The organism is Sporosarcina sp. Y1009, assembly GCF_057669865.1.
The window spans coordinates 125,419-151,333 of the sequence record NZ_JBYHFO010000007.1 but is presented as its reverse complement, the minus strand read 5'-3'; the positions used below and the strand labels follow the sequence as shown (position 1 = coordinate 151,333).

Below are 25,915 nucleotides of genomic sequence, written 5' to 3'. Positions count from 1 at the left end.
GGTGCAACATTGGTAAAACGAAAGCCGTTAGATGGGATTAAAATCTTGGAACTAGGAAATATAGTTGCTGCACCTTTTGCAGGAAAGATCTTTTCGGAATTTGGTGCGGAGGTTATTAAGGTAGAGGAGCCGAAAAATGGTGACCCCCTTCGAAATTGGCGTGTCATGCATAAGGACACCGCCGTCTGGTGGTATGTTCAGGCTAGAAATAAAAAATCTATCACAGTCAATTTAAGAGAAGCAGAGGGGCAAGAAATTGTTAAATCGTTGGTAAAGCATGTCGATGTTGTGCTTGAAAATTTTAAACCTGGAACGTTGGAAAAATGGGGACTTGGATTTGATGAATTGAAAAAGATTAATCCATCCATCATATTGACGCGAATTTCTGGTTATGGTCAAACTGGTCCCTATCGAGAAAAACCAGGATTTGGAAGCGTTGCAGAAGCAATAGGTGGTTTAAGATACCTGACTGGCTACCCAGAATTACCACCTGTCAGAGTGGGAGTTGCCGTCGGGGATATGGTAGCAGGCTTGTATGCGGTTATTGGAACCCTTATGTCATTACGTGCACGTGATGAGGACCCTAACCGCAAAGGACAAGTTGTCGATGTTGCATTATATGAGTCTGTTTTTAGTTTACTAGAAGGGATTTTACCGGAATTTGATTTAACAGGGCATGTACGAAAAAGAAGTGGTGCTACATTGCCAGGAATTGCCCCATCAAATACTTATGAGTGTAAAGAGGGAAAACGAATTGTTATTGGGGGAAATGGTGACCGAATCTATGAACGACTGATGGTTGCTATGGACCGCGAGGATTTGGCTTTCGATCCTAGATATGCAACGAACCAAGGGCGAGCAGATCATGTTGAAACGATAGACCGAGCAATTGAAGAATGGACAAAACAACATACTTTGGAAGACGTGCAAAAGAAACTTGACGAGGCTTCAGTTCCAGTTGGGCCAATCTATGGAATTGAAGAAATAGTTGCCGATAAACATTACCAAGCTCGTGACATGTTAAGAAAAGTAGACTTGCCTGATGGGAGTTCGGTTTTAGTGCCGGGGGTTGTACCAAAACTTTCTGAAACACCAGGTGATTTAGAATGGGTTGGGCCGACGTTAGGCGAACATAATGACGAAGTTTACTCAGAGTATTTGGATTTTAGCTTTGATGACTTTATTAGGCTGAAAAAGGAGGGGATTATCTAAATGCCAGATGTAATGATAATCGACGTGAGTCCACGAGATGGCTTGCAAAACGATTCCAATATAATTGCTACAACAGAAAAAGCAAAGTTAGTTGAAATGCTTGTGGACGCAGGTATTTCAAAAGTTGAAGTGACATCATTCGTACATCCGAAAAAAGTACCCCAAATGGCAGACGCAGACGACTTACTTAGAGAAGTCTCTTCCAATCCAAATCTTGAATCAATTGCACTTGTCCCTAATTTAAAAGGATATGAACGTTCAAGTCATCATAAACTTTCTGAAATTAACTGGGTGAGTTCTGCAACTGAAACTTTTAATGAGAAAAATATTGGGATGACAATCAGCGACAATCTACAACAGTTCGAAGCAATTGTTGAACAGGCAAAGAAGACAGGTATAAAAACTTGTTTCTCAGTTGCAGTCAGTTTCGGATGCCCATATGAAGGACAAGTATCGAAAGAACAAGTTCTATCTCTTGTGAAAAAGGCCAAGGCAGCGGGTGCTGATCGGATTGGAATTGCAGATACAATCGGAATCGCGACACCGGATCAAGTCGAAGCTTTGATGGCAGAGGTTTTACTAGTAGCTGGGGAAACACCAGTAGCCATTCATTTACATGATACGCGTGGACTTGCTTCGGCAAATGCTTATGCAGCTTACAAAGTGGGCATTAGGATATTTGAAGCGGCGGTTAGCGGAATTGGAGGCTGTCCATTTGCACCTGGAGCCGCAGGGAATTTGGCGACAGAAGACTTGGTGTACTTATTTGAACGGATGAACATTAAAACAGGTATTGATTTTGAGAAGTTATTAGACGCGGCTGATTATGCTGCGAGTCTCTCGTCAAAAAATCCATTGGGAAGAATCAGGCATGTAGAAAGACCAGATACGAGGGGGAATAGAAAATGAAAAAGTGGATGGCAGGTATTATTTATACAATTTTAGCGGTATTGGTGTTAGCAGCATGCGGTAGCACAGACGAAGGAAATGCGAGCAGCAATGGTTCGGGAAGCGACGGTGATTATGAAGAAGCGAAAATTCGCCTTGCCTATAATCTACCACTAGATCACCACATAGCGGTAGGAATTGAACAATTTGCAAAAGATGTGACTGAAAAGTCTGGTGGAAAAGTAAAAATTGAAGTCTATCCAGCGGGTCAATTATTAAGTGACAAAGATATGAACCAATCAATTTTATCAGGCGGCGTCGAAATGGGTGTTAACTCATCAACCCTTTGGGCATCAACTGTTCCAGCTATGGGGATTTTCGATGTACCTTATGTGTTTAATGATTATGCGGCCGTAGGAGAAGCTGTGGGCGGCGAATTTGGTGACAAATTACGCGATGCGATGGAAGAAAAAGGTGCGAAAGTTTTGATGTTTGCTGACTATGGCTACGTTCAGTTCGCAAATAATAAACGTGCATTAAAATCACCATCGGATTTTGAGGGCTTAAAAATTAGAAGTATCGGAGATATCCCTTCAGAACTGATTAAAGCATATGGTGCATCACCAGTATTCATGGGCGGTGGAGAAGTATACATGGCTTTACAACGAGATACTGTTGACGGTGCTACTTCTGGAACAACTGCAATGCTTCAACGAAAATATGACGAGGTTACAAAGTATTTAACGATTAATAATTATGCTTATCTAGAATTTCTACTAGCAGTGAATAAAGACTTTTGGGATAAGTTACCTGAAAAAACACAAGTTCTTCTACAAGAAACAGCAGATGAAACTGAAAAGTGGATTCGTGAACAGGCAGAAATTGAAGATGCAGCAGCAGCGAAACAACTTGAAGAAAATGGTATGGAGGTCTATGTAGTACCTGAAGAAGACATACAAGAATGGATTGATGCCGCGGAACCTGTACAAGAAGCCTTTACTAAAAATGCAGGTGAACTTGGAAAAGAACTGTTAGAAATGACAGTCGGTAAGTAAAATTGTTTAGTTAGGAGGGAACCACCATTGAAAAAAGTATACAACTTTTTTGATTTTCTTATTAAATTAGGCGCTTATATAGCAGGAACATTAATATTGATTACAACTTTTATGACATTTTATGAGGTGGTTTCCAGATCGGTTTTCAATGCACCGACATCATGGGCAACAGAGTTGTCGATTTATGCGATAATCGGAAGTTGTTTTTTAGGAAGTGCCTTTGCGGTAAGAACATACTCGCATATCACGGTTGATTTATTGATCAATAGTGTGAATGACCGTTTTAAAACGATTCTTGCTTATGTTACGAATTCTTTAGGCTTATTATTTAGTGTGATTTTCACGATTTACACATTTAGTCATGTAGTAAAGACTTACGAATTAGGCGTTACATCAGCATCCTTATTACGTGTACCTATGTACCTGCCAGAGATTTTTCTATTAGCAGGTGGAGTGCTGTTATGTATAGCTTTTATCTTACAAATTATTGACGGCGGCGTGCATGAGGGGGGAGAACATATATGAGTTTCTTTTTTACAGGTGGATTAGGTGTTCTTCTTTTACTCGGGTTGCCAGTCGCATTCGCACTATGCCTATTAGCTGTTGGTGGGATGTTCTTCTTTAATGGGGGGACATTTGCATTTGCGCAAATTCCAATTATTTCATATAAATCCTTGGATGATTTCACACTGACAGCGTTACCGATGTATGTGTTGATGAGTCAAGTGTTAGTTGTCAGTGGAGTTGGAAAAGATCTTTATGAGATGGCGAGTAGATGGTTTAGACATTTTCCAGGAGGACTCGCAATTGCAACAATCTTTTGTTGTACAATCTTTTCCGCAATCTCAGGTTCTAGTGTTGCAACTGCTGTAACAGTTGGTGCAGTAGCACTTCCAGAAATGGTGAGACGTGGATATCCTAAGAGACATGTACTGGGCCTACTTGCAGCAGGGGGAACGCTTGGTATTCTAATCCCACCAAGTATTCCAATGATTATTTATGGTTCGGTTACTGGAGAATCTGTTGGTAAGCTATTTATTGCTGGAATTATCCCGGGAATCATTATGACACTTGCATTTATGGTGTTTTCTGCTTATCAAGCGCGGCATATCAAAGATGCACCTGCGACTTGGGCAGAACGGTTTGAAGCTTCTAAAAAGGCAATATGGGGCTTGTTACTTCCAGTAATAATTATTGGTGGGATTTACACAGGTTTCTTTACCCCTACTGAAGCGGCGGCAGTTGGTGTTGTACTCAGTTTCGCAATATCAGCGATAATTTATAAAAACTTAACCATTGCCAATTTGAAACAAATTATGCTTGCAACAGTAAAAACGAATACAATGATTTTGTTTATCATTATTGGTGCAATGTTATTAGGATTTATCTTGACGATTTTACAAATTCCACAATCCGTTGTAAATTTCGCAACATCACAAGATATTAATCCTTGGATCATCTTTATCTTGATAAATATTGTGTTGTTGATCTTAGGTATGTTCCTTGAAACAGTGTCTATCCTAGTCATCACATTGCCAATTCTATATCCAATCATTATCGCACTTGGCTTTGACCCAATTTGGTTTGCGATTATCATGGTGATTAACATGGAACTAGCACTAATTTCGCCGCCTGTAGGCTTGAATCTATTCGTGCTGAAAGGGTTAGATAGGCAAAATTCAATTAGTGAAATTGTGAAAGGTGTTATTCCGTATGCTGTTATCATGATTGTTTTCATGATTGTCTTATCGTTTTTCCCTGAAATAGCAACGGTGTTAATACACAGTGATATTAAGTAATGAAAAAGGAAGACACCCAATTCGGTGTCTTCCTTTTTACATAAAGAAGTTCTCAGCGCCAACTTTTTCATATAATCCGCCCTTTTTAAAAAGGGGAATTTTTTCTTTTGGTAGTTTCTTAATGATAATGTGAATATCCGCGCGGCGTGCATCGTCAATAAACGTTGATAAAGCAGCTTCTCCAGTTGCGTCTATGACTGATGTATGCTCTAAGTCAAGAATAATTGTCTTCACATCTTTCGTCAAGATAACGGGATAAGCATCCTCAAAAGTTTTTGCCGTACCAAAAAATAATGGGCCATCGAGGATATATTTCTTTAACGCATCAGGCTGATTTTGACCGAATTTAATGATCTCAACTTCGGAGGTTTTCGCCACTTTTAAATGAAGTTTATTGACCATTTTGCGTAAAAAGGAGATAATCGCAATCAGAATACCGACTTGCACAGCGACCGTTAAGTTTACGAATATCGTTAGTAGAAAAGTAGTTAACAAGACGATAGAGTCACCCGATCGAATTGACAATATGTGTACAAAAGCTTTTCTTGCACTCATATTCCAAGCCACAAACATGAGAATTGGTGCCATCGCTGCAAGTGGGATATGTGATGCGTAGGGTGCAAATAAAAGAAGGAATCCAAGAACAAATATACTTTGAACAATTCCAGAGACGGGACTTACTGCACCTGCACGAATGTTTGTTGCCGTACGAGCAATCGCGCCGGTTGCAGGAATTCCGCCAAACAAAGGTGTGATAATATTTGCGATTCCTTGGCCGAATAATTCTCGCTTGGAATTATGATTCTCAACTTTCTCAGGTTTCATCCCGTCCGCAACAACGGCTGATAAAAGTGATTCAATGGAACCAAGTGCGGCGATAACAAGGGCTGGTTGCCATAGAGCAACCAATCTAGATAATGTAATTTCAGGAAATTGGAACGTCGGTAGGGAGTTTGGAATGCCGCCAAAGGCAGTGCCGATTGTTTCAACTTTCCCATCAAAGAAGAAGAAGGAAATAAGTGTTGGAATGAGGAGTGCAACAAGAAGAACCGGAATGCGCGGTGCCACTTTTGGTAAAATAAAAATAACTGCTAGACCAATAACTGCGATGAGTATACTATTAAAGTTTGCTGTATATAATTGATTGAACAAACCAATCATATTTTCATGAAAAAACTCTTTTTTATCGACACCAGTCAAGCCGAAGAAATTCTCGAGCTGTCCAGTGAAAATAATGATGGCAATACCAGCAGTAAAGCCTATGGTCACTGACTTTGGTACAAAGTGTATTAGACTACTCACTCCTGCATAACTCATAACGACAAGTATAATACCTGCTAAAAATCCGGCGATGAGCAAATCTTCGTAACCGTATTGAAGAACAACAGCCAGTAAAATAGGGATAAATGCACCTGTTGGTCCTGCAATTTGAAATCGAGATCCACCTAAGAGAGCTACAATAAAACCTGCAACAATCGTCGTATAGAGTCCATATTCGGGTTTTACACCAGAAGCGATTGCAAATGCCATTCCAAGTGGTATGGCAACAATTCCCACTGTAATCCCTGCGATTAAATCCTTTCTGAACCCGCTTACATTATAATCAAGAAATCGATTATCTTTGAACACGTCGTTCACTCCGTATAATATTAGTATGTTTTTAAGATCTTCCAACTATATTATACCTCATAAATGTAGTAACACCAAGGGTTCAGCTTGGTTTTTAATGTGTTCTAAATAATTAAAGAACCGGTTATTCTCTTTTCTGAGAATAACCGGTTCTTTAATGTTTTTAAAATGAATATTGTTTTAAGAGTTTTTCGAGTTTTAACGCCTCACCAAGATTCCCTTTTATTTTAAGTTTCCCCATCATATATGAGGTGGTTGCGTTTAAGTTTCCTTCGATTAACTTCTTGAAGTCTTTAACGCTCATTGACAGTGCGCAGTCGGATCCATCAAGCATCCCGATAATGGTTTCTACATGTCCATCTGTAAATTTAAGCGCGAATTGTCCACCATCTTCCCCGGACAGGTTAAAAGCGTAAGTCGTATTCATGTCCTGATATGGTTCAGCATTTTCGTTCAATTTCTTGTCGATTTCTAGCCAAATTTCTTCAATCGACATTTCATTCAAATTTGATGTCATTTAATACCCCTCCAATAAATGAATGTTCATTCATTTATTATTATATCATCTATTTCACTTCTTTTGAAAGAAACTAATAATAATTCCGACAAATGCCCCTACTATTGCTGGAACTAGCCAACCGATTTGTTGTTCATAGAGCGGAAGGTGTTGAAGTATTGATGTCACTGGTTCTACATCAATTCCTGCTACACGAAGTCCGTCGAAAATACTGACAATTGCTGTTGCAAAAAGTGCGAGTATATAAACAATGGGTTTTCGGTCAAATGCTTTGTCAATGAAGGACATCAGCATAAGTACAATTGCAAGTGGATAAATCATCATAAGTGCAGGTAGTGAAATGGCTAAAAGTTGAGTTAAACCAACGTTCCCAACAACTGCACTAAATCCGGCAAAGATCCATACATAAGTTTTATATGAAAGTCGTGGGAAGATTTCATTAAAAAACTGAGCGCACGCGGCAACGAGTCCGATAGAAGTTGTTAAACAAGCGAAAATAATGGTGACTGCTAGAATTGTGGTCCCTGCTGATCCGTATAAAACTGTGGATGCCAGTGACATAATTGCGCCACCATTATTTTGTATACCAATTACATCAACACTAGTTGCGCCGATAAAACTTAAGGAAACATATACGAAAGTTAACCCTATAGCGGCGATAAAACCAGCAATCGTCATAGCTCTCATAATAGGTGCTTTTTTAGTTACGCCTTCATCTTTAAGTGCGTTGACGACGACAATTCCGAAAACGAGTGCAGCAATTACATCCATGGTTAAATAGCCTTCAATAAAGCTCCTGAAAAAAGGGTGTGTCGCATAATCTCCCTGCGCCTGTCCAATCGATCCAATCGGTGTTACGATACTTTTAATCGCCAATGCACCAATTACGATAAATAATCCAGGCGTTAATATTTTCCCAATTCTATCGACTAGTTTAGTAGGGTTTAAGGCCATAAAAACTGTAATAAGGAAGAAAAAAATCGTGAACAAGGCAAGTGGCCAAGTTGATAATGCTATATGTTAGAAAGAAAAGGAACAATCCCAATCTCATAAGACACAGTAGCAGTCCGCGGAATTCCAAAAAAGGGACCTATCGCCATATAGATAATTATCGTGAAAACGATTCCGAAAACGGGGTGAACTCTTCCCGCTATCGTTTGTAACCCTGAACGTCCTCCTGCATTTGCAATTGCTAATACAGCTACAAGGGGAAGACCGACACCAGTAATTAGAAAGCCAGTCATTGCGATGAAAAGATTTTCGCCTGCCATTTGTCCGAGCGTCGGCGGGAAGATAATATTTCCTGCACCAAGAAATAATGCAAATAACATCAATCCGATGAGGAAGTTTTTGCGTAATGTCAAAGTAAACACTCCTTGAAATCGTGTTAATATTTAATGTTTCCTACTATTTATAGTAAAATTCAATATAAGAATAGTGGAAAAACTAAGCATGCTATTACTCCGAATTATTCCACTTAATCGTTAAATATACAAGGTTTACTTGTACAATTCAATTTACGAAAGATCTAATAGTGTGTAATATGGGAACAGTACTCAATTATTTGGAGGTTGAAAAAATGGAACAAAGTGAATTTATGCGTAACTTAATTATTGAAACCCCATCTTCACCTGGTAACTTTGCTAAAGTAGCGATGGCAATCGGAGCGTTAGAAGGTGATATAGGGGATATCCAAACAATAAAACTCGGTACATTATCAACGATTCGCGATGTTGCGATTCATTGTAGAGATGAAGAACATTTACATACGATTGTCAAAGCAGTGAATGATATTGGAAACGGAATTACTGTACAGGCTGTAACAGATGACGTACTCCAAGCACATGAAGGCGGTAAAATTCACACGAAGAGTCGAATGGAAATTCGTTCACTTGGAGATTTACGTCGGGTTTATACGCCTGGGGTTGCAAACGTTTGTGAAGTAATTAAAGAAGATCCTGAGCAAGCTAATTATTTTACCGGTATTTCAAACACGGTTGCAATCGTCACTGACGGTACCGCAATATTAGGTCTTGGAGATATTGGACCAGTTGCAGGAATGCCTGTTATGGAAGGGAAATCCGTCCTATTAGATCAATTTGCTGGAATCAGCGGTGTTCCGATATTACTAGGAACGAGCGACCCAGATGAAGTGGTCAATACAATTAAGAATATTTATCAAGGTTTCGGTGGAATTCTACTTGAAGATATTGGATCACCACATTGCTTTGAAATTGAAGAGAGACTCAAAAAAGAACTTCCGATTCCTGTCATGCACGATGATCAGCACGGTACAGCTGTCGTCACACTTGCTTCAATTATTTCCGCTTGTAGGCAATCAGATGTTAAGTTATCAGACTCTATTGTAGGGCAAATTGGACTTGGAGCTGCTGGTTTAGCAATTAGTCGGATGCTAATGGAATATGGCGTAAAAGAAATGCGTGGAATTGACCGAAACGAAGTTGCATTAGAACGTCTTAAAGCACATGGTGGGACTGTTTTAGATTCACTTGATGAACTAATGGCTACTTGTGATATTATCGTTGCAACAACAGGCGTTGCTGATTTGATAAAACCGGAAATGGTTCGAAAAGGACAAATTATTTTAGCATTATCAAATCCTAATGCAGAGATTAAACCTGATGTTGCTTTAGAAGCAGGAGCTGCATTTGCAGCAGACGGCAGACTTGTTAATAATGTTCTAGGTTTTCCAGGCATATTCCGAGGTGCATTAAATGCCAATGCGAAAGCAATTACGTATCCAATGCTTCTGGCTGCCGCACATGCCATTGTAGACAGTACTAAACCCGGAGACCTTGTTCCACACCCGCTAGACCCATCAGTCCATGAGAATGTCGCAGCTGCTGTTGAACGTGTAGCATTAGAACATAAAATGGATAAATAAGTAGGTTAAATTAGAAAAAAGACTGAGGAAATCATTGCGATTTCATCAGTCTTTTTGATTTCTACCTTCCAATCAGCCAATCAAATGGTGGTGAACCAGGTGGTGAGTGTTTTATTATTTCAATCACCGGAATTGTATAAGCGAAAAGGATTAAAGCAATTGTAATCGCGATCCATAAAACCCAGTTTTCCAATAGTTTTGGTGTTGGCTCTGCATCTTCTTCTTCCTCAGCAATCGGGTATTCTTCAACGCCGCGCGGTGCAAAGAATGTTAATTGGATGAAAATATACACCATTAAGATGATAGCGATGAAGAGTATCGATCCACCAATAGCTTGTGCCATTTGATAACTAATCCATGTTTCTACTTGTGCTCCGCCTGCATATTCAGAGAAATTGGAGCGACGCGGCCCACCTAATAACCCCTGGATATGCATAGAAGTCGACATGATGACCATACCGACAGTCCAGATGAGGGACTGAATGATACCTAATTTATTTAGTCTTGGTGTCAATCGGCGTCCTGTTAAATGAGGGACAAGCCAATACGTTATTCCAAAGAATGTAAGAACAGATGTCATTCCTGCTGTTAAGTGGAAATGTCCAGTAACCCAAATCGTGTTGTGGATTAATGCATTCATTTGGTGAGATGCGTTAATAATTCCACCTGCTCCACCAGGAATGAAAGCAACCATCCCGATGAAAGGTGCCAAGAAGCGAACATCTTTCCATGGCAGTTTTCTAAACCAGCCAAAAAGACTTGTAAATCCTTTTTTACGTCCTGTTGCTTCAAATGTTGCAAAAATCGAGAAAGCTGTCATTAAAGTCGGAATGACGACCATAAATGTTAAAACAACTTGAATGAATTTCCAAGTCGCATCAATACCTGGCTCTGTCAACTGGTGATGGAAACCGACTGGTATCGAAAACATTAATAGTAAAACAAATGATAACCTAGCAAGTGAATCGCTGAATATTTTCCCGCCAATTATTTTCGGAACAATTGCATACCATGCCATATAAGCAGGTAATAACCAGAAATAGACGAGTGGGTGCCCGAAATACCAGAACAATGTACGACTCAGTAGCACATTAATGGTTGCAGTATAGCCAAGTGACCAAGGTATGAAAAGTACTAGGACAGAAACGGCAACACCAAGTGAGGCAATTACCCACATAATCATATTAATCGTTACCATATAAGCGAGAAGTGGAGACTTTTGTCCTTTATTCGCTTTTTTCCAGAGATATAATTGACGGAAATTTACAATTGCGGCGACCCAACTGCCGACAATAACGAGCGCGAGTCCGATATAAAAAATAGGATGGGCACGTAGTGGTGCATAGAATGTATATAGTACAGATGCTTGCCCGGTTAAAACCATTGTTGCGGCCATTATTGTACCCGTAAGCATAATCCAAAATGACCACCAAGCCATTTTTCGTTGTTTATCAGACATGCCAACTGTTTTACCCATGAGTGAAAATTGGAATCCTATTATGAAAAATGTCGTCATAACAAGTGCAAGAATGACGCCGTGAACCGTTAAAATTGTATAATAGTCGATGCCGAATGGTAGTGTAAGTTTTCCTGATCGAACAAAAGTCTGAAGTAATCCCATCAATCCACCGACTAAAAGTGAAATGAAAGTAACATACATAAACGCCATATATAATCTAGATTCTTTTTTAGAAAATTTTAGTTGTTTCATGATTATTCGTACACCTCAACTTTCCCATACATTAAGTGATGACCGATACCGCAATATTCGTTGCAGACGATTGTAAATTCACCAGTGTTTTTCATTACGGTTTCGTATCGGCTTATATGACCGGGTTCGACCATCATATTGATATTTGTACCTGCGACTTGAAAACCATGTACGACATCTATTGTTGTTATTTGAAACAGAACAGTAGCGCCTTTAGGAATTCGAAGGCTATCTACGCGATTTCCTTCGTTATCTTTCCCTAAGTCATAATTGAAAGCGGATGCAACAATGTTTACGGTGTATTTACCTTCTTCGACTTCATGTAACCCAAGGTTTTCAGGTTTAAAAGCTTCATGCGCGTCAACATTTTGCGGATCTATCGTTTCAATATGACTCTGTGGATGCGTCCCTTTCCAAAATGCTGCAAAACCAATGATGATTAAAAACACAGCAAGTGAGCCGATTCCAAAAATCAACCATATCTTTTCATATTTATGCAAATTCATTTTATATCCCCCTGTCTTTCGTTATCTAGATAAAAAGAGTGCGTAAATGCCAAACCAAGATGCAACCAAGAATACACCGAGTAACATGACTGCAATAAAAGTTCCTTTAAAATGAATGGATGATTCGTTATTCTCTTGTTGTTTTGGCTGTTTGTTTTTCATATCAACACTTCCTTTCATTGTGCTTGATTTCGTTGGCGCCTACCTCTATCATAAGCAGACTATTTTAAAGAGGAATTAGGGATTTCCCTAGGAATGTTGATAAGTACGAATCATTCACATTTCGTTCACGTATCCTTCATAAATTTGCCATAAGCTCATTTGTTGGGTAATGTTAACTTGTTCTGATGATGACGGTTGTTTTTTAAGTGAACACAGGTAAAAATTTTAGATATTTTAAATCAGTAAATATTTTTTCAGTTGACAGAGGGCTTATAAAAAAAATACAATTAGTACAACAAAAAAAATAAGTGAAGGTCGGATGTAATGATGGAAAACGTGAAATTTGTTAAAGTGGATAATCCTGAACAAGGATCAGTTACGACATTTCAAATCATCAAAGAGGAGCTTGAAAATAACAAGCTCCATACAATCAGTCTTGCGACTGGAAACACAATGATTCCTGTTTATGATAAATGGGTGAACTCGGACCTAGATTTTTCAGATGTGATTACGTTCAATTTAGATGAGTACGTAGGAATTTCAGCGGAGAATCCAAATAGTTATGCATACTTTATGCATGAACATTTATTCGATAAAAAACAATTTAAAGAAACGTTTTTATTAAATGGGTTAGCAGAAGATTTAGAAGAAGAATGTACGAGATATGAAAACTTACTTGAAAAATACGGTATTGATCTCCAACTTTTAGGTGTTGGTGAAAATGGTCATATTGCTTTTAACGAACCAGGTACTTCATTTGATTCGGTGACACATATTGCCAAATTAACGGAATCCACATTGAATGTGAATAGTAAACTATTTGCGAACGATGAAAAGATTCCTGATACTGCATTATCTTTAGGAATTAGCTCCATCTTCCGTGCGAAGAAAATTGTCTTACTAGCGTTTGGCGAAAGAAAACGTGCAGCACTAGAGAAGTTGAAAGAAGGTCGTGTAACAACAGAATGGCCAATTACCAAGCTTGTGGATCATAAAGACGTTACGATCATTACAGATTTGGACATTTAATGGAACCAAAAAAATCCCACCTCGTCCTATAGACAAGGTGGGATTTTTAAGATTGTTTAGCGTTTATCGCCAATGTGACCTCTATATTCTGATCGCATATCTTCAATTTTATCTTGACGCATCTCGTTCTCAAGCATACTGCGGTTATCTTCTTCTATTTGACCATCGATTTCGCTTTTGGATGGGGGAGACTCTTTACGTTTTGATTCGCTATTCTCACTGCTAAGTGTATTTCTTTCTTGTAAGGGTTCATATTCACCAACTGCATGGTTGTGCTGTGAATCTGCATTTGAATCCCAATTGAGGTTTACTTTATCTTCTTTGATCTCATCTGTATGGTTAACCCATTTTTCAAGGTTTTTTTTGACGGAGCCCTTTGAATTGTGAAAGATTTTTATCACCTCATCAGACATATGGTCATTATTCGGCATGATCTTATTCCTCCTTCTTTTTTGGCTGTTGATTATACATACCCGGATAGATAGGAGTTAAACTGTTTATCCATTTACTGTTACTAGGTAGATTCATTCGTTAAATGAGTAGGGACGGAATGCTTTATATACCTAACTGTGTTATAATAGTAAAGATTTTAAGACTAGATTATTTTTAGGAGGTAGGACATGTTAATCCTTGCAATCGTTGTTGCGTTTCTCACTTCGATTATATTGACTCCGCTTGTAAGAAAATTAGCATTCCGTATTGGGGCTGTAGATCGTCCGAACTATCGGAAAGTTCATGTGTCCATTATGCCTCGTATTGGTGGTCTAGCGATCATAGGCGGTTTTTTAATAGGCTATTTACTACTAACGCCTTCGGATGAGCATGCTATTGGAATTTTCATAGGAGCACTTATCATTGTGATAACAGGTTTTCTTGATGACATGCTTGAAATTACCGCAAAAGCAAAAGTTGCTGGTCAATTGGCAGCTGCAATTGTTGTCGTAACATGGGGCGGTTTACAAATAGAATTTATTAATTTACCATTTGGTGGTATTATAGAATTTGGCTTTTTGAGTATACCAGTTACAATACTTTGGATTGTTGGTATTACGAATGCGATTAATTTACTTGATGGTTTAGATGGTTTAGCAGCAGGTGTATCATCAATCGCTCTCATTTCGCTTTCTGTTATGGCGATGCTAATGGGTGATATGTTTGTTGTAGCAACTACAACAATTTTAGCAGCTAGTTCCTTAGGTTTTTTAATTTACAACTTTTATCCTGCAAAGATTTTTATGGGAGATACAGGGGCATTGTTTCTTGGGTTTATGATTTCCGTCCTTGCATTATTAGGATTTAAGAATGTAACATTTATCTCCTTAGTTATTCCAGTTCTAATACTCGGTGTTCCGATTTCTGATACATTTTTTACAATTGTGCGGCGTATCCGGATGAAACAACCGATTTCAGCACCTGATAAATCACATTTACATCACAGCCTCTTGAATGCAGGATTTTCACATAGACAGTCGGTATTAATTATTTATGCACTTGCTGCATTGTTTGGTGTTAGCGCAATTCTTTTTTCGCAAGCTACGCAATGGGGCGCACTTCTACTGGTTTTCATTATGCTCATCGCAATTGAGTTATTTGTTGAAGTCGTCGGACTAGCCGGTAAGAATTATAGACCACTATTGAATCTTGTTAGAATGATAGGGAAGTAAAAACGATTAGACATACTGTCTGGTCGTTTTTTAATGGAAGAAAATAGAGCAGAACAAAGCCCGATAGTGACTAGCGCTATCGGGCTTTGTTCTTGCTATTTCATTATGTTTATTATCTTGGAAGGGTTGCATCATCTGCTGCTTCTTTAATAGCGTTCATGCGGTCTACTTCTGAGTCATCATTGACTAGTGATGAACCCGGTAAAACCTCTAAATGTTGTTGTAGTTCAAGTTTTATTTCCTGAAGATTTTCTTCATCAGGTAACCAGTACCAAATACCCGTCGATCTATCGTCAGTTCCGCTAATGTTGAGTGTTTCAACATCTGGCATACCGCCTTTAGCATAGGCTAGGAATGATTTCATTTCACTAAAGGTCATATTGGTTTTCATATTGTCACCAACTGCATCAATGACGCTACCGTACTTAGTTACCGATGATATGGATGTCGCTTGACTCATAATCGACTTTAAAATCATTTGTTGTCGCTTACCGCGTTCAATATCACTATCTAGTTTACGAGTTCGTGCCAGCGCGAGCGCTTCTTTTCCGTTGAGTTCTTGTAAACCGGGTTCTAAATTGATTGTTCGTTTATCGTTCTCGTCTAATTCCGTTAGCTGATATGGGACTTCAGCTTCAATACCGCCTAGTGCGTCAACGACTTCAATAAAGGCATTGAAATTCATCTTTACATAATAATCAATCGGGATATCGAGCATGCCTTCAACTGTTTCAATTGTGCCTGGTACACCACCAAAAGCGTGTGCGTGATTTATTTTGTCTTTACGCTCTCGATCAGGAATGTATACGTATGAATCTCGTGGGATACTTAGAAGTTTTACCGACTTATCTTTGTTGTTAAGTGTGGCCACAAGTAGGGCATCTGAGCGGCTATTGCTGTCACCTTGGCTACGATTTTCACTTTCATCGACACCGATGAAAAGAACTGAGACATTGTCGGTCAATGGTTTGACAACTTCATCGCGAAGATCAGACTTCACTCGTTCATCAAGCGCTTCATAAGCGCGGTCAGCTGCATCTGAGGCTTTTTTTTGTAATAGGACTGCATAAGCAGCGCCGACTAAAACGATTGTTAACACAGAGAAAATCGATATTTTAAGAGCAAGTCTTTTCCGACTGCTATGCTTTTTTTCTTGTCTATACTTCTTTCTATTCATCAAGGGTCCTCCGAACTTAATATGTGATGGTAACTATTATTATAAAAGACGATTAGTTGTCTCCAACAATCAGACGTTTACTTCTAAAAAAAGTTTCATATCTACAAAAGTGCATTTCATATTATTATACTCTTTTTTTAGCACAGTTACAATTTATCAAATATTAAATTCTAGGAATTTATTCGATTGAATAGAAATTTTCGCCTGACCATTCGTCATTTCGGTCATCCATTCTGTAAATACCTGTTCATCTTCTACAGGCGCGTATAAAAATAAATCAACATCTTCCGCATATGTAATGTCATCAAGGATATAGCTTGATTGCCTTGCTTCGTTTTCTACCTTTCCTAACCAAGTATAATCGACGCTTACCTTCATTAAATGATGAAGTTTGCATACTACTAAGCCAGCTGCAGCGATTCCTTCAGTAGCTGCTCGACCATATGCACGAATGAGACCACCTCCGCCAAGCTTGATTCCACCAAAGTATCGGGTGACAACGATTACTGTATCTTTTAGTTGTTGCTTCTTTAATACTTCTAAAATCGGAACACCTGCAGTGCCTGATGGTTCACCATCATCATTCGCTTTTTGTATATCATCATGCTCGCCGATCATATAAGCTGAACAGTTATGTGTTGCGCTATGATGCATTTTTTTAATCTTCGTTATGAAGTCTAAAGCCTCTTCTTCAGTTTCGACGCGCATGACATATGTTAGGAATCTTGATCTTTGAATAATGTATTCACTTTCACCATATCCTCTTACTGTACGATAATTTGCTCGCATTTCAAAACCTCCATATCTGTAATACAAACTTAATATTCATTTCGTTGTATAATGATATAATAAGTGAAGTGGGCAAGAAATTGAAAGCCCATTGGTACACTACATAAAGTCAAATGTTTGTTTTCTAGGCAAGGGGGAACATAATGGCAGACCAAAGAGTCGATATTAAGGCGTTGGACAATATTTTTTCTAGTATGCTACGTGCGATGGATCATTCCAAGAACGATATATTCATTATAAGTGAACGAAGTCGTAAAAGCTTTGATGAAATGAAAGCAGAGCTAGAAGCGGTGGAAAATGCGATTGCCCGTTTGCTAATAGAAAACACTCAATTAGAGGGGGAAAGTCGTCGTTCACGAAAGCGGCTTGCAGAGGTTTCAAAGAACTTTGCGAGTTATTCAGAGCAAGAAATTAGTAGTGCTTATGAAACTGCAAATAAATTGCTTCTCGAGTTATCGGTCAATGAGATGGAAGAAAAGCAGATGCATCAACGACGTTTCGAACTTGAAAAACGAATGAGTGAACTACTAGAAACAATGGATAGAGCTGATCAACTTGTGCACCGGGTTTCAGCAGTTGTGAACTATCTGACATCTGATTTGAAAAATGTTGGAGAGGCACTTCAAGATGCTAGGCTCAAGCAGAACTTTGCGATCAGCATAATCGAAGCGCAAGAAGAAGAGCGCAAAAGACTATCTCGAGATATTCATGATGGACCCGCTCAAATGCTAGCTAACGTCTTAATGCGCTCAGGTTTAATAGAAAAAGTCTTCACGGAACAAGGTGCGGACCTAGCTTTTAAAGAACTAAATGAATTAAAAGAAACGGTACGCGATGCGCTTTCCGAAGTTAGGCGGATTATCTACAACCTTCGTCCGATGGCACTTGATGATTTAGGCTTAGTTCCTACTTTGAAGAAATACCTATCAAGTTCGGAAAATTTTGAAAGAGCAGCTGAAATTCATTTTGTAAGTATTGGCCAACCGATACGTCTCCCAACAAATATTGAGATATCAGTTTTTAGATTGGTGCAAGAATCAGTTACAAATGCAATAAAACATGGAAATTCCAAGGATGTTTGGGTGAAAATTGAGTGGCTTCGCGATATACTAAACATAGAAGTGAAGGATAATGGAAAAGGCTTCGATTTAAAAGAAGTACGAGATAAATCTTTCGGTTTAATCGGAATGCGAGAACGTGTCGATTTACTGAAAGGCGAAATGAAAATTACTTCAACACCGGGAAAATGGACTAAAGTAATGTTTAGTATCCCACTAAAAAGCAATGTGATTGAGACGATAATGGAGAATTAGAATTATTGGGAGGAAATGCTAATGGCGACAATAAAAATTGTAATTGTAGATGATCATCAACTATTTCGTGAAGGGGTAAAAAGAATTTTAGACTTTGAAGACACATTTGAAGTGGTTGCTGAAGGCAGTGACGGAAGTGAAGTTCTTGACCTTTATGAAAAACATAGTCCAGATGTAATTTTAATGGATATTAATATGCCTCGCGTTAGTGGGGTAGAGGCTACAGAATCGCTTCTGAAGAGCTATCCAGATGCAAAAGTTATTATTTTATCTATTCATGATGATGGTTCATATGTTACACATGCACTCAAAACAGGTGCACTTGGCTATATGTTGAAAGAAATGGACGCAGATGCGATTGTAGAAGCGATTAAAGTTGTTTCGTTAGGTGGTTCATATCTGCACCCGAAAGTCACACATAATCTCGTGACAGAATTCCGCAGATTAAGTGAACGTGAACATAAAGGGGCGTTCCAACAAAATGATATTCGACGTCCGTATCATTTGTTGACAAAGCGTGAATGTGAAGTGTTACAATTGTTAACGGATGGACAAAGTAACCGGACAATTGGCGAGACATTATTTATATCTGAAAAGACCGTTAAAAATCATGTATCAAGCATTTTACAGAAAATGGCTGTCAATGATAGAACACAAGCAGTTGTTTCTGCGATTAAAAATGGTTGGGTCGAGGTAAAGTAATGATTTAAAATGAAAAGGGCCATCCGATTTTTGGAATGGTCCTTTTCTATATGCAGGAGGAAAAAGTCATGAAAAAGATTTACTTGGCAATGGGGTTAGGTCTATTGTTAGTGCTTGGGGCTTGTAGTGCAGATAAAGAAAGCACGTCGCAGCATGGCTCAGTAGATGATGGGGAAGCGATGAATGAAAACGGCGCGCTCGATCACGGTGTAGATGATAAGCAAGTTGGATTTAATATGTCTGGCGGGATGATCGAAGAAGCGGCAGAGGTACCGGCCGCCGAAAAAGAGCGAATTTTAGAAGCGTTTTCGGTTTACATCGATGCATTTAATGAAAAAGATATCGATAAGTATATGAATACTCTTTCAAAGCACTCAGATGTGTTTGATTTAGAAGAAGAACGTATTTATATGGAAGAACAATTCAGTGAGTATGATTTGAACCGCGAGGCTGATGATCTGACAATCGTTAAATACGATGAGCAAGAAGCTCAAGTATTTGCCACACTGACAACAAAGATTCAGCAAATCTCGACAGGTCTGAAAATCGATCAATTGGGTCGACAAGTAACGGTTTTTACAAATGACGATGGTGATTGGAAAGTAACATCGATTCACTATATCGGCGATGAAAAACAATAAAACTGATAAAATGACTTCTTGCTCTTATGGGCAAGGAGTTTTTTTCTGCTTTTTAAAGTTGATATTTTGGTGTAGAAAGCATATACTGAAAATAAAGGAACAAGCGTTCGTTTTGTAGAAGAGGAGGTATAGTATGGCGCTAATTCCGGAACAGGCTTTGCCGTACTTCGAAAATATGATTTACTTGCCGATGATTCTGATTGTGTTAGAACGGGACCGACAAGAATTTGATAAAGGCTCGTTCAAACTAAAAAGACCTTATGTCAAAATCGTTGAAGAAGCGCTCACTATTGCGCGAAAGGAACTAAAAGAAACCTCGATTTATTTAAGGCGAAATAATATGAAAGTGATTCGCGGTAAAATGGATGACACCTTCACCGAGTATCTCTTTTTATACGGCGGCTATGAAGAACGCCGCCGATATTTAAATGTTCGCTTGCGCAATAGAACGGAAGAACTGATTTCTGTTTACTTGGCTATGACTGGAACTTCAGTTTAGAAAGCCGTTAAAGTTTTTGTATTTTCTAATATGTTCTTTTTCTAAGATATTACCTAATGACGTTTGACGATATATTGTTGCTGAAGAAACACGTACTGATAATGTTGTGCCATTTGTCAAATCGATCTTACATGCATTTTCTTCCCGCCGGATATTAGAAACTGCATGCAAAGCGATCCAAACATTATCAGGTGCACTTGGTGATAATGTTGGGAAAAATGTGATTGGGCTGCCGTAATTAAAAGCGATAACGATGGGTGGCTTTTGTAGTTTTCTTAAAAATTTATTTGAGCCATCCACTGCATTTTCGAATGAGTGTCCATAATGCCGACATGAGTTTTTAATGCTATGTAGCGGCGATTGAGCAAAAGTAAGTGTTCGCTCGGATTCTAAAACTTTTGTTTGCATTCCATACTCTGTAAAAATTGGTTCTAGTACTAATGTATTTAAAGAAATTACATAGGGCTTACTGTTTTGATTTTTTGTATTCAAATAGTCCCACTCCTCTTCCATTTAATAGTTGTACAATTCATATTATATATAAAATTATTATAATTTTGCAAGAGTTTTATTGAAGAAATTTGATTTTTTTGAAAAAAATGATTATATAGACCTATTTACCGTCCAGAGAATAGCTTTGTAAAGGGGTTAATATTCAATCATCTAAAACGAAAAAACCCCTTCTATTAGTCATAATAGAAAGGGTTAAAGGTATTTCGAACTATATAAATGGGTTTTAATTCAAAGAATAATGGACTACTATTTGCCAATTTAGATAGAAAAATTGAAAATGATAGAAGTAGTACTTATTGTTGGTAATCAAGCGCCGCCGCACCAAGTACTTTTGCCGCATTTAACATCGCATTTTCATCGAAATCGAATTTTGGATGATGATGTGGAAATGGATTTTCAGGTTTTGCACCAGTGAAGAAAAATGTACCCGGAACTTTTTCAAGGTAGTAAGCAAAATCTTCGCCGCCCATATGGGGTTTCGTTTCATTGACATTTTCGACACCCGGAATTTTTTCCGCTACCGATTTCAAAAACTCAGTCTCATCTTTATGGTTAACAAGAGCAGGATACCCACGTTCATAGACAAACTCAATTTTACAATCAATTGCAAGAGCAGTACCGTCAACAACACGTTTCATTTCGAGTTCCATCAAGTCTCGAATTTCTGGATTGAATGTTCGAACCGTGCCTCCAATTTTTGCAGAATCGGCAATTACATTGAATGCATTGTCCGCCACAAAAAAAACTACAGATAAAACCGCTGATTCGGTCGGATTCACACGTCGTGATACGATTTTAGTATTCTTTGGAAGTGAAGCATCCCGATATATTACTGCTAAAATAATACCTGTAAATGGTGGTTTCAGTTCCGCTGGTAATAGATTAGAATAGAATTATAATGTGTAAAAATATAGCACTCTAAATTTTATGGTAACTTTGTGCTTTTTATAAAGAATAAAGTGAATAAAACAGAGAATAGAAATTTCTAACGGGTTCCGTTATCTATCGCAAACATTAAAAGTTTAAGTGAAATTGACTATCAAATTGTATACTAATTTGGTAGTCAATTTTTATTGATATAAAAGGGTTTTGTATGAAAATTGCATTTAATTTGTATGGTAAATTGTAGCCCATTTTGCAAGGGTACAACGGCTATTGTACCTTTGCATATTCTAATAATATGTTATTTATCGTAAAACACGGGTTTACAAGGAATTTTTAATCGAATCTTATTTCCAATGTACAAGCAAATAAAAGAAGGTCGTGGAATAGGTATAGGTGCAGATTGAAAGGTTTGGTTGAAGATTGAAAATGGTCTATTTGATATAACAATTTACTCGTTTGAGATGGCTTTCCATCATTTTTTGGAGAATCATTTATTCAACGAATCAGGTCTTCTACTTCTATACAATAGGATAGTAACATTTTACACGAAATAATCGACTTTCTTATCAATAATTTTATAAATCTAACGTTTGAGTTATTTGATATCTGTTGATAAATTGTTTTACTTGTGAACTTAATAGGACATGCTTATTACGGACCCAACCAATTTGTGCAGATAACAGTTCAAATCCCTTGATTTCTAATGGAACGATTCTTCCCGACAAAAAATAAGGATTAAACTTAAGGGAATAATCATAGGCAACACTAATAGCATTTTGTTCCAAAATAGCTAAAAATATAGCTTCAGTATTATTTGTCCGAAATAGAACATTAATATTCCCATGCTCTTGAGTAAACTCATTTTCAAAATACTTTACATGATCATCCTTATATAAGATAAAACTTTCCCTTTTTAATTGCTCTACAGTAATGGATTTTTCTTTAGCATAGGAAGAATGGTGACTCACAACTGCAACCATTTTTCCTTCCATAATAGGTTCGAAAATTAAATCATTAAATTCATCTTTAAAAAGTGCGGAACGTACAATTAATCCTGCATCTAGTTCTCTTGCCATTATTTTTTTAATTATTTCTTCGCTAGTAATTTCCGTTAAAAAAAGTTCAACATTAGGATTATTCTTTTGGTAATTAGTAACCGTTTTTATTAACAATGGCATAACACCTGGAATGGATGCTAAACGCAACTCTTCGGTTAGTTTCGCATGTTCAAACAAATCCTTCAACTCTTCAGTTTTTTCAATAACTTCAAGAGCCTTTTCTATAATCATCTTTCCTTTTTCACTTGGATATGTACCTGATTTTGTTCGAATAAATAGAGGATATCCAATCTCCTTCTCAATTTGATTAATTGCTTGGCTAACTGTAGGTTGCGTAACGTTTAAACTTTTGGCAGCTTTATTTATAGATTTTAGTTTTGCTACTTCAATAATATATTCTAATTTTACTGTATTCATAAGTATATCCTCCGTTATGTTATAGGAACTACCTATAACGTAACAAAAAAGAACAATTATTACAATTTCGTGAAATGCTTTATAATTATAATTGTAAGAAAACTAATTGGGTGGAGTGAAATGGAGGCTACTGTTTGGCATGTTGTAAAAGTTATAAGGGTGTAAGATTTTAATATAATTTGATTAGAGGGTTTGCAGTACAAACGAGTTATTTTGGGACTAGGTCACAAAGAAAATCAAATAATTAAGTTCAATTAGAAGAAACTAATTTCAAGGGGGAATAAACAAATGACAAATAATACATTCCAAAAAGATCTTTTCAAAAATCGTGTTGCGGTGGTAACTGGTGGAACTTCAGGTTTAGGTGCAGCAACTGCATTTTACTTAGCAGACCTGGGAGCTAAAGTATATGCATTAGGTTTAAAGGCGGATTCCCTAGATATTCCAGAGGGACTAGATGTAGAATCTGTCGAATTCGATGTAACAGACGAAGAAGACGTGAAAAGGTTCTTTGCTGGATTAGATCAGCTTGATATTTTATTTAACGGTGCCGGCGTGAACCTGCCGAACCAGTTTGACTATAAAGTTTACAAAAAAACGATGGATATTAATGCGGACTCTGTATTCCTTATAAGCTCATTAGCACAACCACTCTTAGCAAAATCTGAGATAGCAAGCATTGTTAACGTTTCATCAATGATGGCGATTTTTGGTTCTGAATTAGGAGTTGCCTATAGTGCAAGTAAAGGTGCAGTAGACCAAATCACTAAATCATTAGCAGACGCATACGCAAAAGATAATATTCGTGTTAATGCTGTTGCACCAGGTTGGGTCAGAACACCACTTATGGAAGCACTTCCTAGTGATTTACAAGAAAATATTATAAAACGTACACCAATGAAACGATTTGGAGAACCTATTGAAATTGGACAGGTAGTTGCGTTCTTCTCTTCACCTGCGGCATCATTTGTAACAGGAACTATTCTTCCGGTCGACGGTGCATATTCAATTTCGATTTCTTAATATAATTTGATAGGACAACAAGTTCTTCTATTTCTATCTAATTTTATAGTAGTTTAAAGTAGACTTTAGTAATTTTAGCAAGAGATATTTATAATTGGCTGCCTTTTTAGGAACAGATAGATTTTTATAGTTTGTAGGGGGTTCTTAGTAACCTCCTCTTTACTTTTAATGTGACAAGAGTTCGATGTATAATCAAAAAATGTGCGAGTTATGTCATATTATAACTATTTATGAACCTGTGAAGAGATGTACTTAAACTAAATGGTGTCGATATACAGTATCCGAACCAAAACATTGATATGGTGCAACTTTTATCCGAAAAAAGAGCATATGGGAAAAAATATTATCACTATGCAGGATAGATCTGCACAGGGTCTAATGTCTATTTTTTCCGGTTGCTAGTTATTCCAATGTCGTTAATAACAAGAACCCCTTACTGATCTATGGTAGTAAGGGGTTTTGAACTTTTGGATCTAATAGATAAATGGAATAAGGCAAGAGTAAATGTTATTTGACGGTGTGCATAAACCCTGAAAATTAATCTATAGACCTATTTAATTTTAATTTAATCATTTAACCTGATAATCCAATGCCGCCGCACCAAGTACTTTTGCCGCATTTAACATCGCGTTTTCATCGAAATCGAATTTTGGATGATGATGTGGAAATGGATTTTCAGGTTTTGCACCAGTGAAGAAAAATGTACCCGGAACTTTTTCAAGGTAGTAAGCAAAATCTTCGCCGCCCATCTGCGGTTTCGTTTCTACAACTTTTTCAATGCCTGGAATTTGTTCAGCTACTGATTGTAAAAACTCAGTTTCATCTTTATGGTTTATGAGTGCTGGGTAGCCGCGACTATAAACAAACTCGATTTCACAATCATTGGCAAGTGCAATTCCATCAATGACGCGTTTCATTTCACGTTCCATAAGATTACGAATTTCTGGATTAAAAGTTCGAACGGTACCGCCAATCACTGCAGAATCCGCAATAACGTTGAACGCATTGTCAGCGATAAATGAACCGACAGATAAAACGGCTGATTCAGTTGGATTCACGCGACGTGAAACGATTTGTTGTAAGTTAGTGACGAGCTGTGCACCAATTGCAATGGCATCTTTTGTTTGATGGGGTGCAGCCCCGTGCCCACCTGCCCCTAGAATTGTAATGTCAAATTTATCAGCTGCTGCCATCGTTGGACCAGTTAAATATTCAATCGTACCAGCGTCAGTCAGTGACCAAAGATGCGTTCCAAAAATAACATCCACACCATCGAGACAACCGTCTTCAATCATTGGCTTGGCACCGCCTGGCGCAAATTCCTCGGCATGTTGGTGAATAAAGACATATTCACCTGCAAGATCTTCCCTCATCTCGTAAATGGCTTTGGCGAGTTGTAGAAGCGTTGCTGTATGACCATCATGTCCACAAGCATGCATAACCCCAGGAACAGTAGATTTATAGGGAACCTCTTTCTCATCTTGAATTGGCAATGCATCAAAATCTGCACGAAGCGCAACCGTTTTTCCTGGTCTTCCGCCTTTTACGCGAGCCACTACACCATTACCGCCGACGCCAGAACGCACATCAACGCCGAGATCCGCATAGAAATCTACAATATATTGAGCTGTTTTTTCTTCTTTAAAAGATAACTCTGGATTCATATGTAAATATCGGCGTATAACGACCATATCTTCATATGAATTTGTTAGTTTTTCAAATAACTTTACTTTCATAAGTATTCTCCTCTCGAGTACAAAGTAGTTTGAAAGTTAATTGTATCAATGATGGGTAGTTGCTTCAATAAAAAGAAAAATCCTA

General features: G+C 37.9%; 25 protein-coding genes and 2 pseudogenes. 14 read left to right on the top strand and 13 right to left on the bottom strand.

Annotation, left to right across the window (positions count from 1 at the left end):
- Window positions 1-9: 9 nt before the first annotated feature.
- The 5 genes from AC25Y1_RS11020 to AC25Y1_RS11000 are packed head-to-tail and all read left to right on the top strand — an operon-like array spanning window position 10 to window position 4,954.
- Window positions 10-1,212: a CaiB/BaiF CoA transferase family protein gene (locus AC25Y1_RS11020; RefSeq protein WP_488148033.1), complete on the top strand. Its 1,203-nt coding sequence runs from the start codon at window positions 10-12 to the stop codon at window positions 1,210-1,212.
- Window positions 1,213-2,121: a hydroxymethylglutaryl-CoA lyase gene (locus AC25Y1_RS11015; protein WP_488148032.1), complete on the top strand. Its 909-nt coding sequence runs from the start codon at window positions 1,213-1,215 to the stop codon at window positions 2,119-2,121.
- Window positions 2,118-3,155 carry a TRAP transporter substrate-binding protein gene (locus tag AC25Y1_RS11010; RefSeq protein WP_488148031.1) on the top strand — a complete coding sequence of 346 codons (1,038 nt, stop codon included), beginning with the start codon at window positions 2,118-2,120 and terminating at the stop codon, window positions 3,153-3,155. The genes AC25Y1_RS11015 and AC25Y1_RS11010 overlap by 4 nt, the downstream gene beginning before the upstream one ends.
- A gap of 27 nt (window positions 3,156-3,182) precedes the next feature.
- Entirely contained in the window at window positions 3,183-3,680 is a 498-nt protein-coding gene (locus tag AC25Y1_RS11005; RefSeq protein ID WP_488148030.1) for a TRAP transporter small permease, read from the top strand.
- Complete coding sequence (locus AC25Y1_RS11000) at window positions 3,677-4,954, top strand: TRAP transporter large permease (RefSeq protein ID WP_488148029.1); 1,278 nt, start codon at window positions 3,677-3,679, stop codon at window positions 4,952-4,954. Before AC25Y1_RS11005 ends, AC25Y1_RS11000 begins: the two co-directional genes overlap by 4 nt.
- A 36-nt stretch (window positions 4,955-4,990) precedes the next feature.
- Here the strand turns inward: AC25Y1_RS11000 and AC25Y1_RS10995 are convergent, their stop codons facing one another.
- The 3 genes and pseudogenes from AC25Y1_RS10995 to brnQ all read right to left on the bottom strand — a co-directional run bounded on the left by AC25Y1_RS10995 (window position 4,991) and on the right by brnQ (window position 8,431).
- Window positions 4,991-6,583 carry a SulP family inorganic anion transporter gene (locus AC25Y1_RS10995; RefSeq protein WP_488148028.1) on the bottom strand — a complete coding sequence of 531 codons (1,593 nt, stop codon included), beginning with the start codon at window positions 6,581-6,583 and terminating at the stop codon, window positions 4,991-4,993.
- 163 nt (window positions 6,584-6,746) lie between these two features.
- Window positions 6,747-7,100: an SCP2 sterol-binding domain-containing protein gene (locus AC25Y1_RS10990; RefSeq protein ID WP_488148027.1), complete on the bottom strand. Its 354-nt coding sequence runs from the start codon at window positions 7,098-7,100 to the stop codon at window positions 6,747-6,749.
- A gap of 54 nt (window positions 7,101-7,154) precedes the next feature.
- Window positions 7,155-8,431: pseudogene (gene brnQ / locus AC25Y1_RS10985) on the bottom strand (branched-chain amino acid transport system II carrier protein).
- Window positions 8,432-8,679: 248 nt separating this feature from the next.
- Here brnQ and AC25Y1_RS10980 point away from each other — a divergent pair.
- On the top strand, window positions 8,680-10,005 hold the full coding sequence (locus tag AC25Y1_RS10980; protein ID WP_488148026.1) for an NAD-dependent malic enzyme: 1,326 nt from the start codon (window positions 8,680-8,682) through the stop codon (window positions 10,003-10,005).
- Between the two features lie 61 nt (window positions 10,006-10,066).
- Here AC25Y1_RS10980 and AC25Y1_RS10975 read toward each other — a convergent pair whose 3' ends face one another.
- From AC25Y1_RS10975 to AC25Y1_RS10965, 3 genes are read right to left on the bottom strand one after another with little or no spacing between them, the layout of a single operon-like run.
- On the bottom strand, window positions 10,067-11,716 hold the full coding sequence (locus AC25Y1_RS10975; protein WP_488148025.1) for a b(o/a)3-type cytochrome-c oxidase subunit 1: 1,650 nt from the start codon (window positions 11,714-11,716) through the stop codon (window positions 10,067-10,069).
- A 2-nt stretch (window positions 11,717-11,718) separates the two neighbouring features.
- On the bottom strand, window positions 11,719-12,222 hold the full coding sequence (locus tag AC25Y1_RS10970; protein ID WP_488148024.1) for a cytochrome c oxidase subunit II: 504 nt from the start codon (window positions 12,220-12,222) through the stop codon (window positions 11,719-11,721).
- A gap of 21 nt (window positions 12,223-12,243) precedes the next feature.
- Complete coding sequence (locus AC25Y1_RS10965; protein WP_488148023.1) at window positions 12,244-12,384, bottom strand: cytochrome c oxidase subunit 2A; 141 nt, start codon at window positions 12,382-12,384, stop codon at window positions 12,244-12,246.
- Window positions 12,385-12,711: 327 nt separating this feature from the next.
- Here AC25Y1_RS10965 and AC25Y1_RS10960 point away from each other — a divergent pair, with 327 nt between their 5' ends.
- Window positions 12,712-13,413, top strand: a complete 702-nt coding sequence (locus tag AC25Y1_RS10960; RefSeq protein ID WP_488148022.1) for a glucosamine-6-phosphate deaminase — start codon at window positions 12,712-12,714, stop codon at window positions 13,411-13,413.
- A 56-nt stretch (window positions 13,414-13,469) separates the two neighbouring features.
- Here AC25Y1_RS10960 and AC25Y1_RS10955 read toward each other — a convergent pair whose 3' ends face one another.
- On the bottom strand, window positions 13,470-13,844 hold the full coding sequence (locus AC25Y1_RS10955; protein ID WP_488148021.1) for a hypothetical protein: 375 nt from the start codon (window positions 13,842-13,844) through the stop codon (window positions 13,470-13,472).
- 189 nt (window positions 13,845-14,033) lie between these two features.
- On the opposite strand from AC25Y1_RS10955, the gene AC25Y1_RS10950 reads away from it, so the two are divergent.
- Window positions 14,034-15,077, top strand: coding sequence for a glycosyltransferase family 4 protein (locus AC25Y1_RS10950; RefSeq protein ID WP_488148020.1), 1,044 nt, complete (start codon window positions 14,034-14,036; stop codon window positions 15,075-15,077).
- Between the two features lie 112 nt (window positions 15,078-15,189).
- On the opposite strand, the gene AC25Y1_RS10945 is transcribed toward AC25Y1_RS10950, so the two are convergent.
- Both AC25Y1_RS10945 and AC25Y1_RS10940 read right to left on the bottom strand, forming a co-directional pair.
- Complete coding sequence (locus AC25Y1_RS10945; protein WP_488148019.1) at window positions 15,190-16,254, bottom strand: LCP family protein; 1,065 nt, start codon at window positions 16,252-16,254, stop codon at window positions 15,190-15,192.
- Between the two features lie 156 nt (window positions 16,255-16,410).
- On the bottom strand, window positions 16,411-17,043 hold the full coding sequence (locus tag AC25Y1_RS10940; RefSeq protein ID WP_488148018.1) for a YigZ family protein: 633 nt from the start codon (window positions 17,041-17,043) through the stop codon (window positions 16,411-16,413).
- Between the two features lie 143 nt (window positions 17,044-17,186).
- On the opposite strand from AC25Y1_RS10940, the gene AC25Y1_RS10935 reads away from it, so the two are divergent.
- The 4 genes from AC25Y1_RS10935 (at window position 17,187) to AC25Y1_RS10920 (ending at window position 20,198) form a co-directional block, all read left to right on the top strand.
- Window positions 17,187-18,356, top strand: a complete 1,170-nt coding sequence (locus AC25Y1_RS10935) for a sensor histidine kinase (RefSeq protein ID WP_488148017.1) — start codon at window positions 17,187-17,189, stop codon at window positions 18,354-18,356.
- A gap of 21 nt (window positions 18,357-18,377) precedes the next feature.
- Window positions 18,378-19,058 (top strand): response regulator, encoded by a 681-nt coding sequence (locus tag AC25Y1_RS10930; protein ID WP_488148016.1) that lies wholly within the window; start codon window positions 18,378-18,380, stop codon window positions 19,056-19,058.
- Between the two features lie 68 nt (window positions 19,059-19,126).
- Window positions 19,127-19,699 (top strand): nuclear transport factor 2 family protein, encoded by a 573-nt coding sequence (locus tag AC25Y1_RS10925; RefSeq protein ID WP_488148015.1) that lies wholly within the window; start codon window positions 19,127-19,129, stop codon window positions 19,697-19,699.
- Between the two features lie 133 nt (window positions 19,700-19,832).
- Window positions 19,833-20,198 (top strand): YhjD family protein, encoded by a 366-nt coding sequence (locus tag AC25Y1_RS10920; RefSeq protein ID WP_488148014.1) that lies wholly within the window; start codon window positions 19,833-19,835, stop codon window positions 20,196-20,198.
- On the opposite strand, the gene AC25Y1_RS10915 is transcribed toward AC25Y1_RS10920, so the two are convergent.
- Together AC25Y1_RS10915 and AC25Y1_RS10910 are read right to left on the bottom strand one after the other, a co-directional pair.
- Window positions 20,190-20,690, bottom strand: coding sequence for a competence protein ComK (locus tag AC25Y1_RS10915; RefSeq protein WP_488148013.1), 501 nt, complete (start codon window positions 20,688-20,690; stop codon window positions 20,190-20,192). The two genes, AC25Y1_RS10920 and AC25Y1_RS10915, sit on opposite strands and share 9 nt — an antisense overlap.
- 314 nt (window positions 20,691-21,004) lie before the next feature.
- Window positions 21,005-21,508 (bottom strand): annotated as a pseudogene (locus AC25Y1_RS10910) (M20 metallopeptidase family protein); the annotation flags it as partial.
- Between AC25Y1_RS10910 and AC25Y1_RS10905 the strand changes: the two are divergent.
- Entirely contained in the window at window positions 21,438-21,602 is a 165-nt protein-coding gene (locus tag AC25Y1_RS10905) for a hypothetical protein (protein WP_488148012.1), read from the top strand. The pseudogene AC25Y1_RS10910 and the gene AC25Y1_RS10905 sit on opposite strands and share 71 nt — an antisense overlap.
- Before the next feature lie 569 nt (window positions 21,603-22,171).
- Here AC25Y1_RS10905 and AC25Y1_RS10900 read toward each other — a convergent pair.
- Window positions 22,172-23,071 (bottom strand): LysR family transcriptional regulator, encoded by a 900-nt coding sequence (locus tag AC25Y1_RS10900; protein WP_488148011.1) that lies wholly within the window; start codon window positions 23,069-23,071, stop codon window positions 22,172-22,174.
- A gap of 288 nt (window positions 23,072-23,359) precedes the next feature.
- Here AC25Y1_RS10900 and AC25Y1_RS10895 point away from each other — a divergent pair, with 288 nt between their 5' ends.
- Complete coding sequence (locus tag AC25Y1_RS10895; RefSeq protein WP_488148010.1) at window positions 23,360-24,094, top strand: SDR family NAD(P)-dependent oxidoreductase; 735 nt, start codon at window positions 23,360-23,362, stop codon at window positions 24,092-24,094.
- Between the two features lie 569 nt (window positions 24,095-24,663).
- Here the strand turns inward: AC25Y1_RS10895 and AC25Y1_RS10890 are convergent.
- Window positions 24,664-25,830, bottom strand: coding sequence for a M20 metallopeptidase family protein (locus tag AC25Y1_RS10890; protein WP_488148009.1), 1,167 nt, complete (start codon window positions 25,828-25,830; stop codon window positions 24,664-24,666).
- Between the last annotated feature and the right edge of the window lie 85 nt (window positions 25,831-25,915).

Bases quoted from the DNA above. Each gene is read 5' to 3' on its own strand.
- AC25Y1_RS11015 (WP_488148032.1), top strand. From the start codon at position 1,213: ATGCCAGATGTAATGATAATCGACGTGAGTCCACGAGATGGCTTGCAA.
- AC25Y1_RS11010 (WP_488148031.1), top strand. From the start codon at position 2,118: ATGAAAAAGTGGATGGCAGGTATTATTTATACAATTTTAGCGGTATTG.
- AC25Y1_RS11000 (WP_488148029.1), top strand. From the start codon at position 3,677: ATGAGTTTCTTTTTTACAGGTGGATTAGGTGTTCTTCTTTTACTCGGG.
- AC25Y1_RS10990 (WP_488148027.1), bottom strand. From the start codon at position 7,100: ATGACATCAAATTTGAATGAAATGTCGATTGAAGAAATTTGGCTAGAA.
- AC25Y1_RS10980 (WP_488148026.1), top strand. From the start codon at position 8,680: ATGGAACAAAGTGAATTTATGCGTAACTTAATTATTGAAACCCCATCT.
- AC25Y1_RS10975 (WP_488148025.1), bottom strand. From the start codon at position 11,716: ATGAAACAACTAAAATTTTCTAAAAAAGAATCTAGATTATATATGGCG.
- AC25Y1_RS10970 (WP_488148024.1), bottom strand. From the start codon at position 12,222: ATGAATTTGCATAAATATGAAAAGATATGGTTGATTTTTGGAATCGGC.
- AC25Y1_RS10965 (WP_488148023.1), bottom strand. From the start codon at position 12,384: ATGAAAAACAAACAGCCAAAACAACAAGAGAATAACGAATCATCCATT.
- AC25Y1_RS10960 (WP_488148022.1), top strand. From the start codon at position 12,712: ATGGAAAACGTGAAATTTGTTAAAGTGGATAATCCTGAACAAGGATCA.
- AC25Y1_RS10955 (WP_488148021.1), bottom strand. From the start codon at position 13,844: ATGCCGAATAATGACCATATGTCTGATGAGGTGATAAAAATCTTTCAC.
- AC25Y1_RS10950 (WP_488148020.1), top strand. From the start codon at position 14,034: ATGTTAATCCTTGCAATCGTTGTTGCGTTTCTCACTTCGATTATATTG.
- AC25Y1_RS10945 (WP_488148019.1), bottom strand. From the start codon at position 16,254: ATGAATAGAAAGAAGTATAGACAAGAAAAAAAGCATAGCAGTCGGAAA.
- AC25Y1_RS10940 (WP_488148018.1), bottom strand. From the start codon at position 17,043: ATGCGAGCAAATTATCGTACAGTAAGAGGATATGGTGAAAGTGAATAC.
- AC25Y1_RS10935 (WP_488148017.1), top strand. From the start codon at position 17,187: ATGGCAGACCAAAGAGTCGATATTAAGGCGTTGGACAATATTTTTTCT.
- AC25Y1_RS10930 (WP_488148016.1), top strand. From the start codon at position 18,378: ATGGCGACAATAAAAATTGTAATTGTAGATGATCATCAACTATTTCGT.
- AC25Y1_RS10925 (WP_488148015.1), top strand. From the start codon at position 19,127: ATGAAAAAGATTTACTTGGCAATGGGGTTAGGTCTATTGTTAGTGCTT.
- AC25Y1_RS10920 (WP_488148014.1), top strand. From the start codon at position 19,833: ATGGCGCTAATTCCGGAACAGGCTTTGCCGTACTTCGAAAATATGATT.
- AC25Y1_RS10900 (WP_488148011.1), bottom strand. From the start codon at position 23,071: ATGAATACAGTAAAATTAGAATATATTATTGAAGTAGCAAAACTAAAA.
- AC25Y1_RS10895 (WP_488148010.1), top strand. From the start codon at position 23,360: ATGACAAATAATACATTCCAAAAAGATCTTTTCAAAAATCGTGTTGCG.
- AC25Y1_RS10890 (WP_488148009.1), bottom strand. From the start codon at position 25,830: ATGAAAGTAAAGTTATTTGAAAAACTAACAAATTCATATGAAGATATG.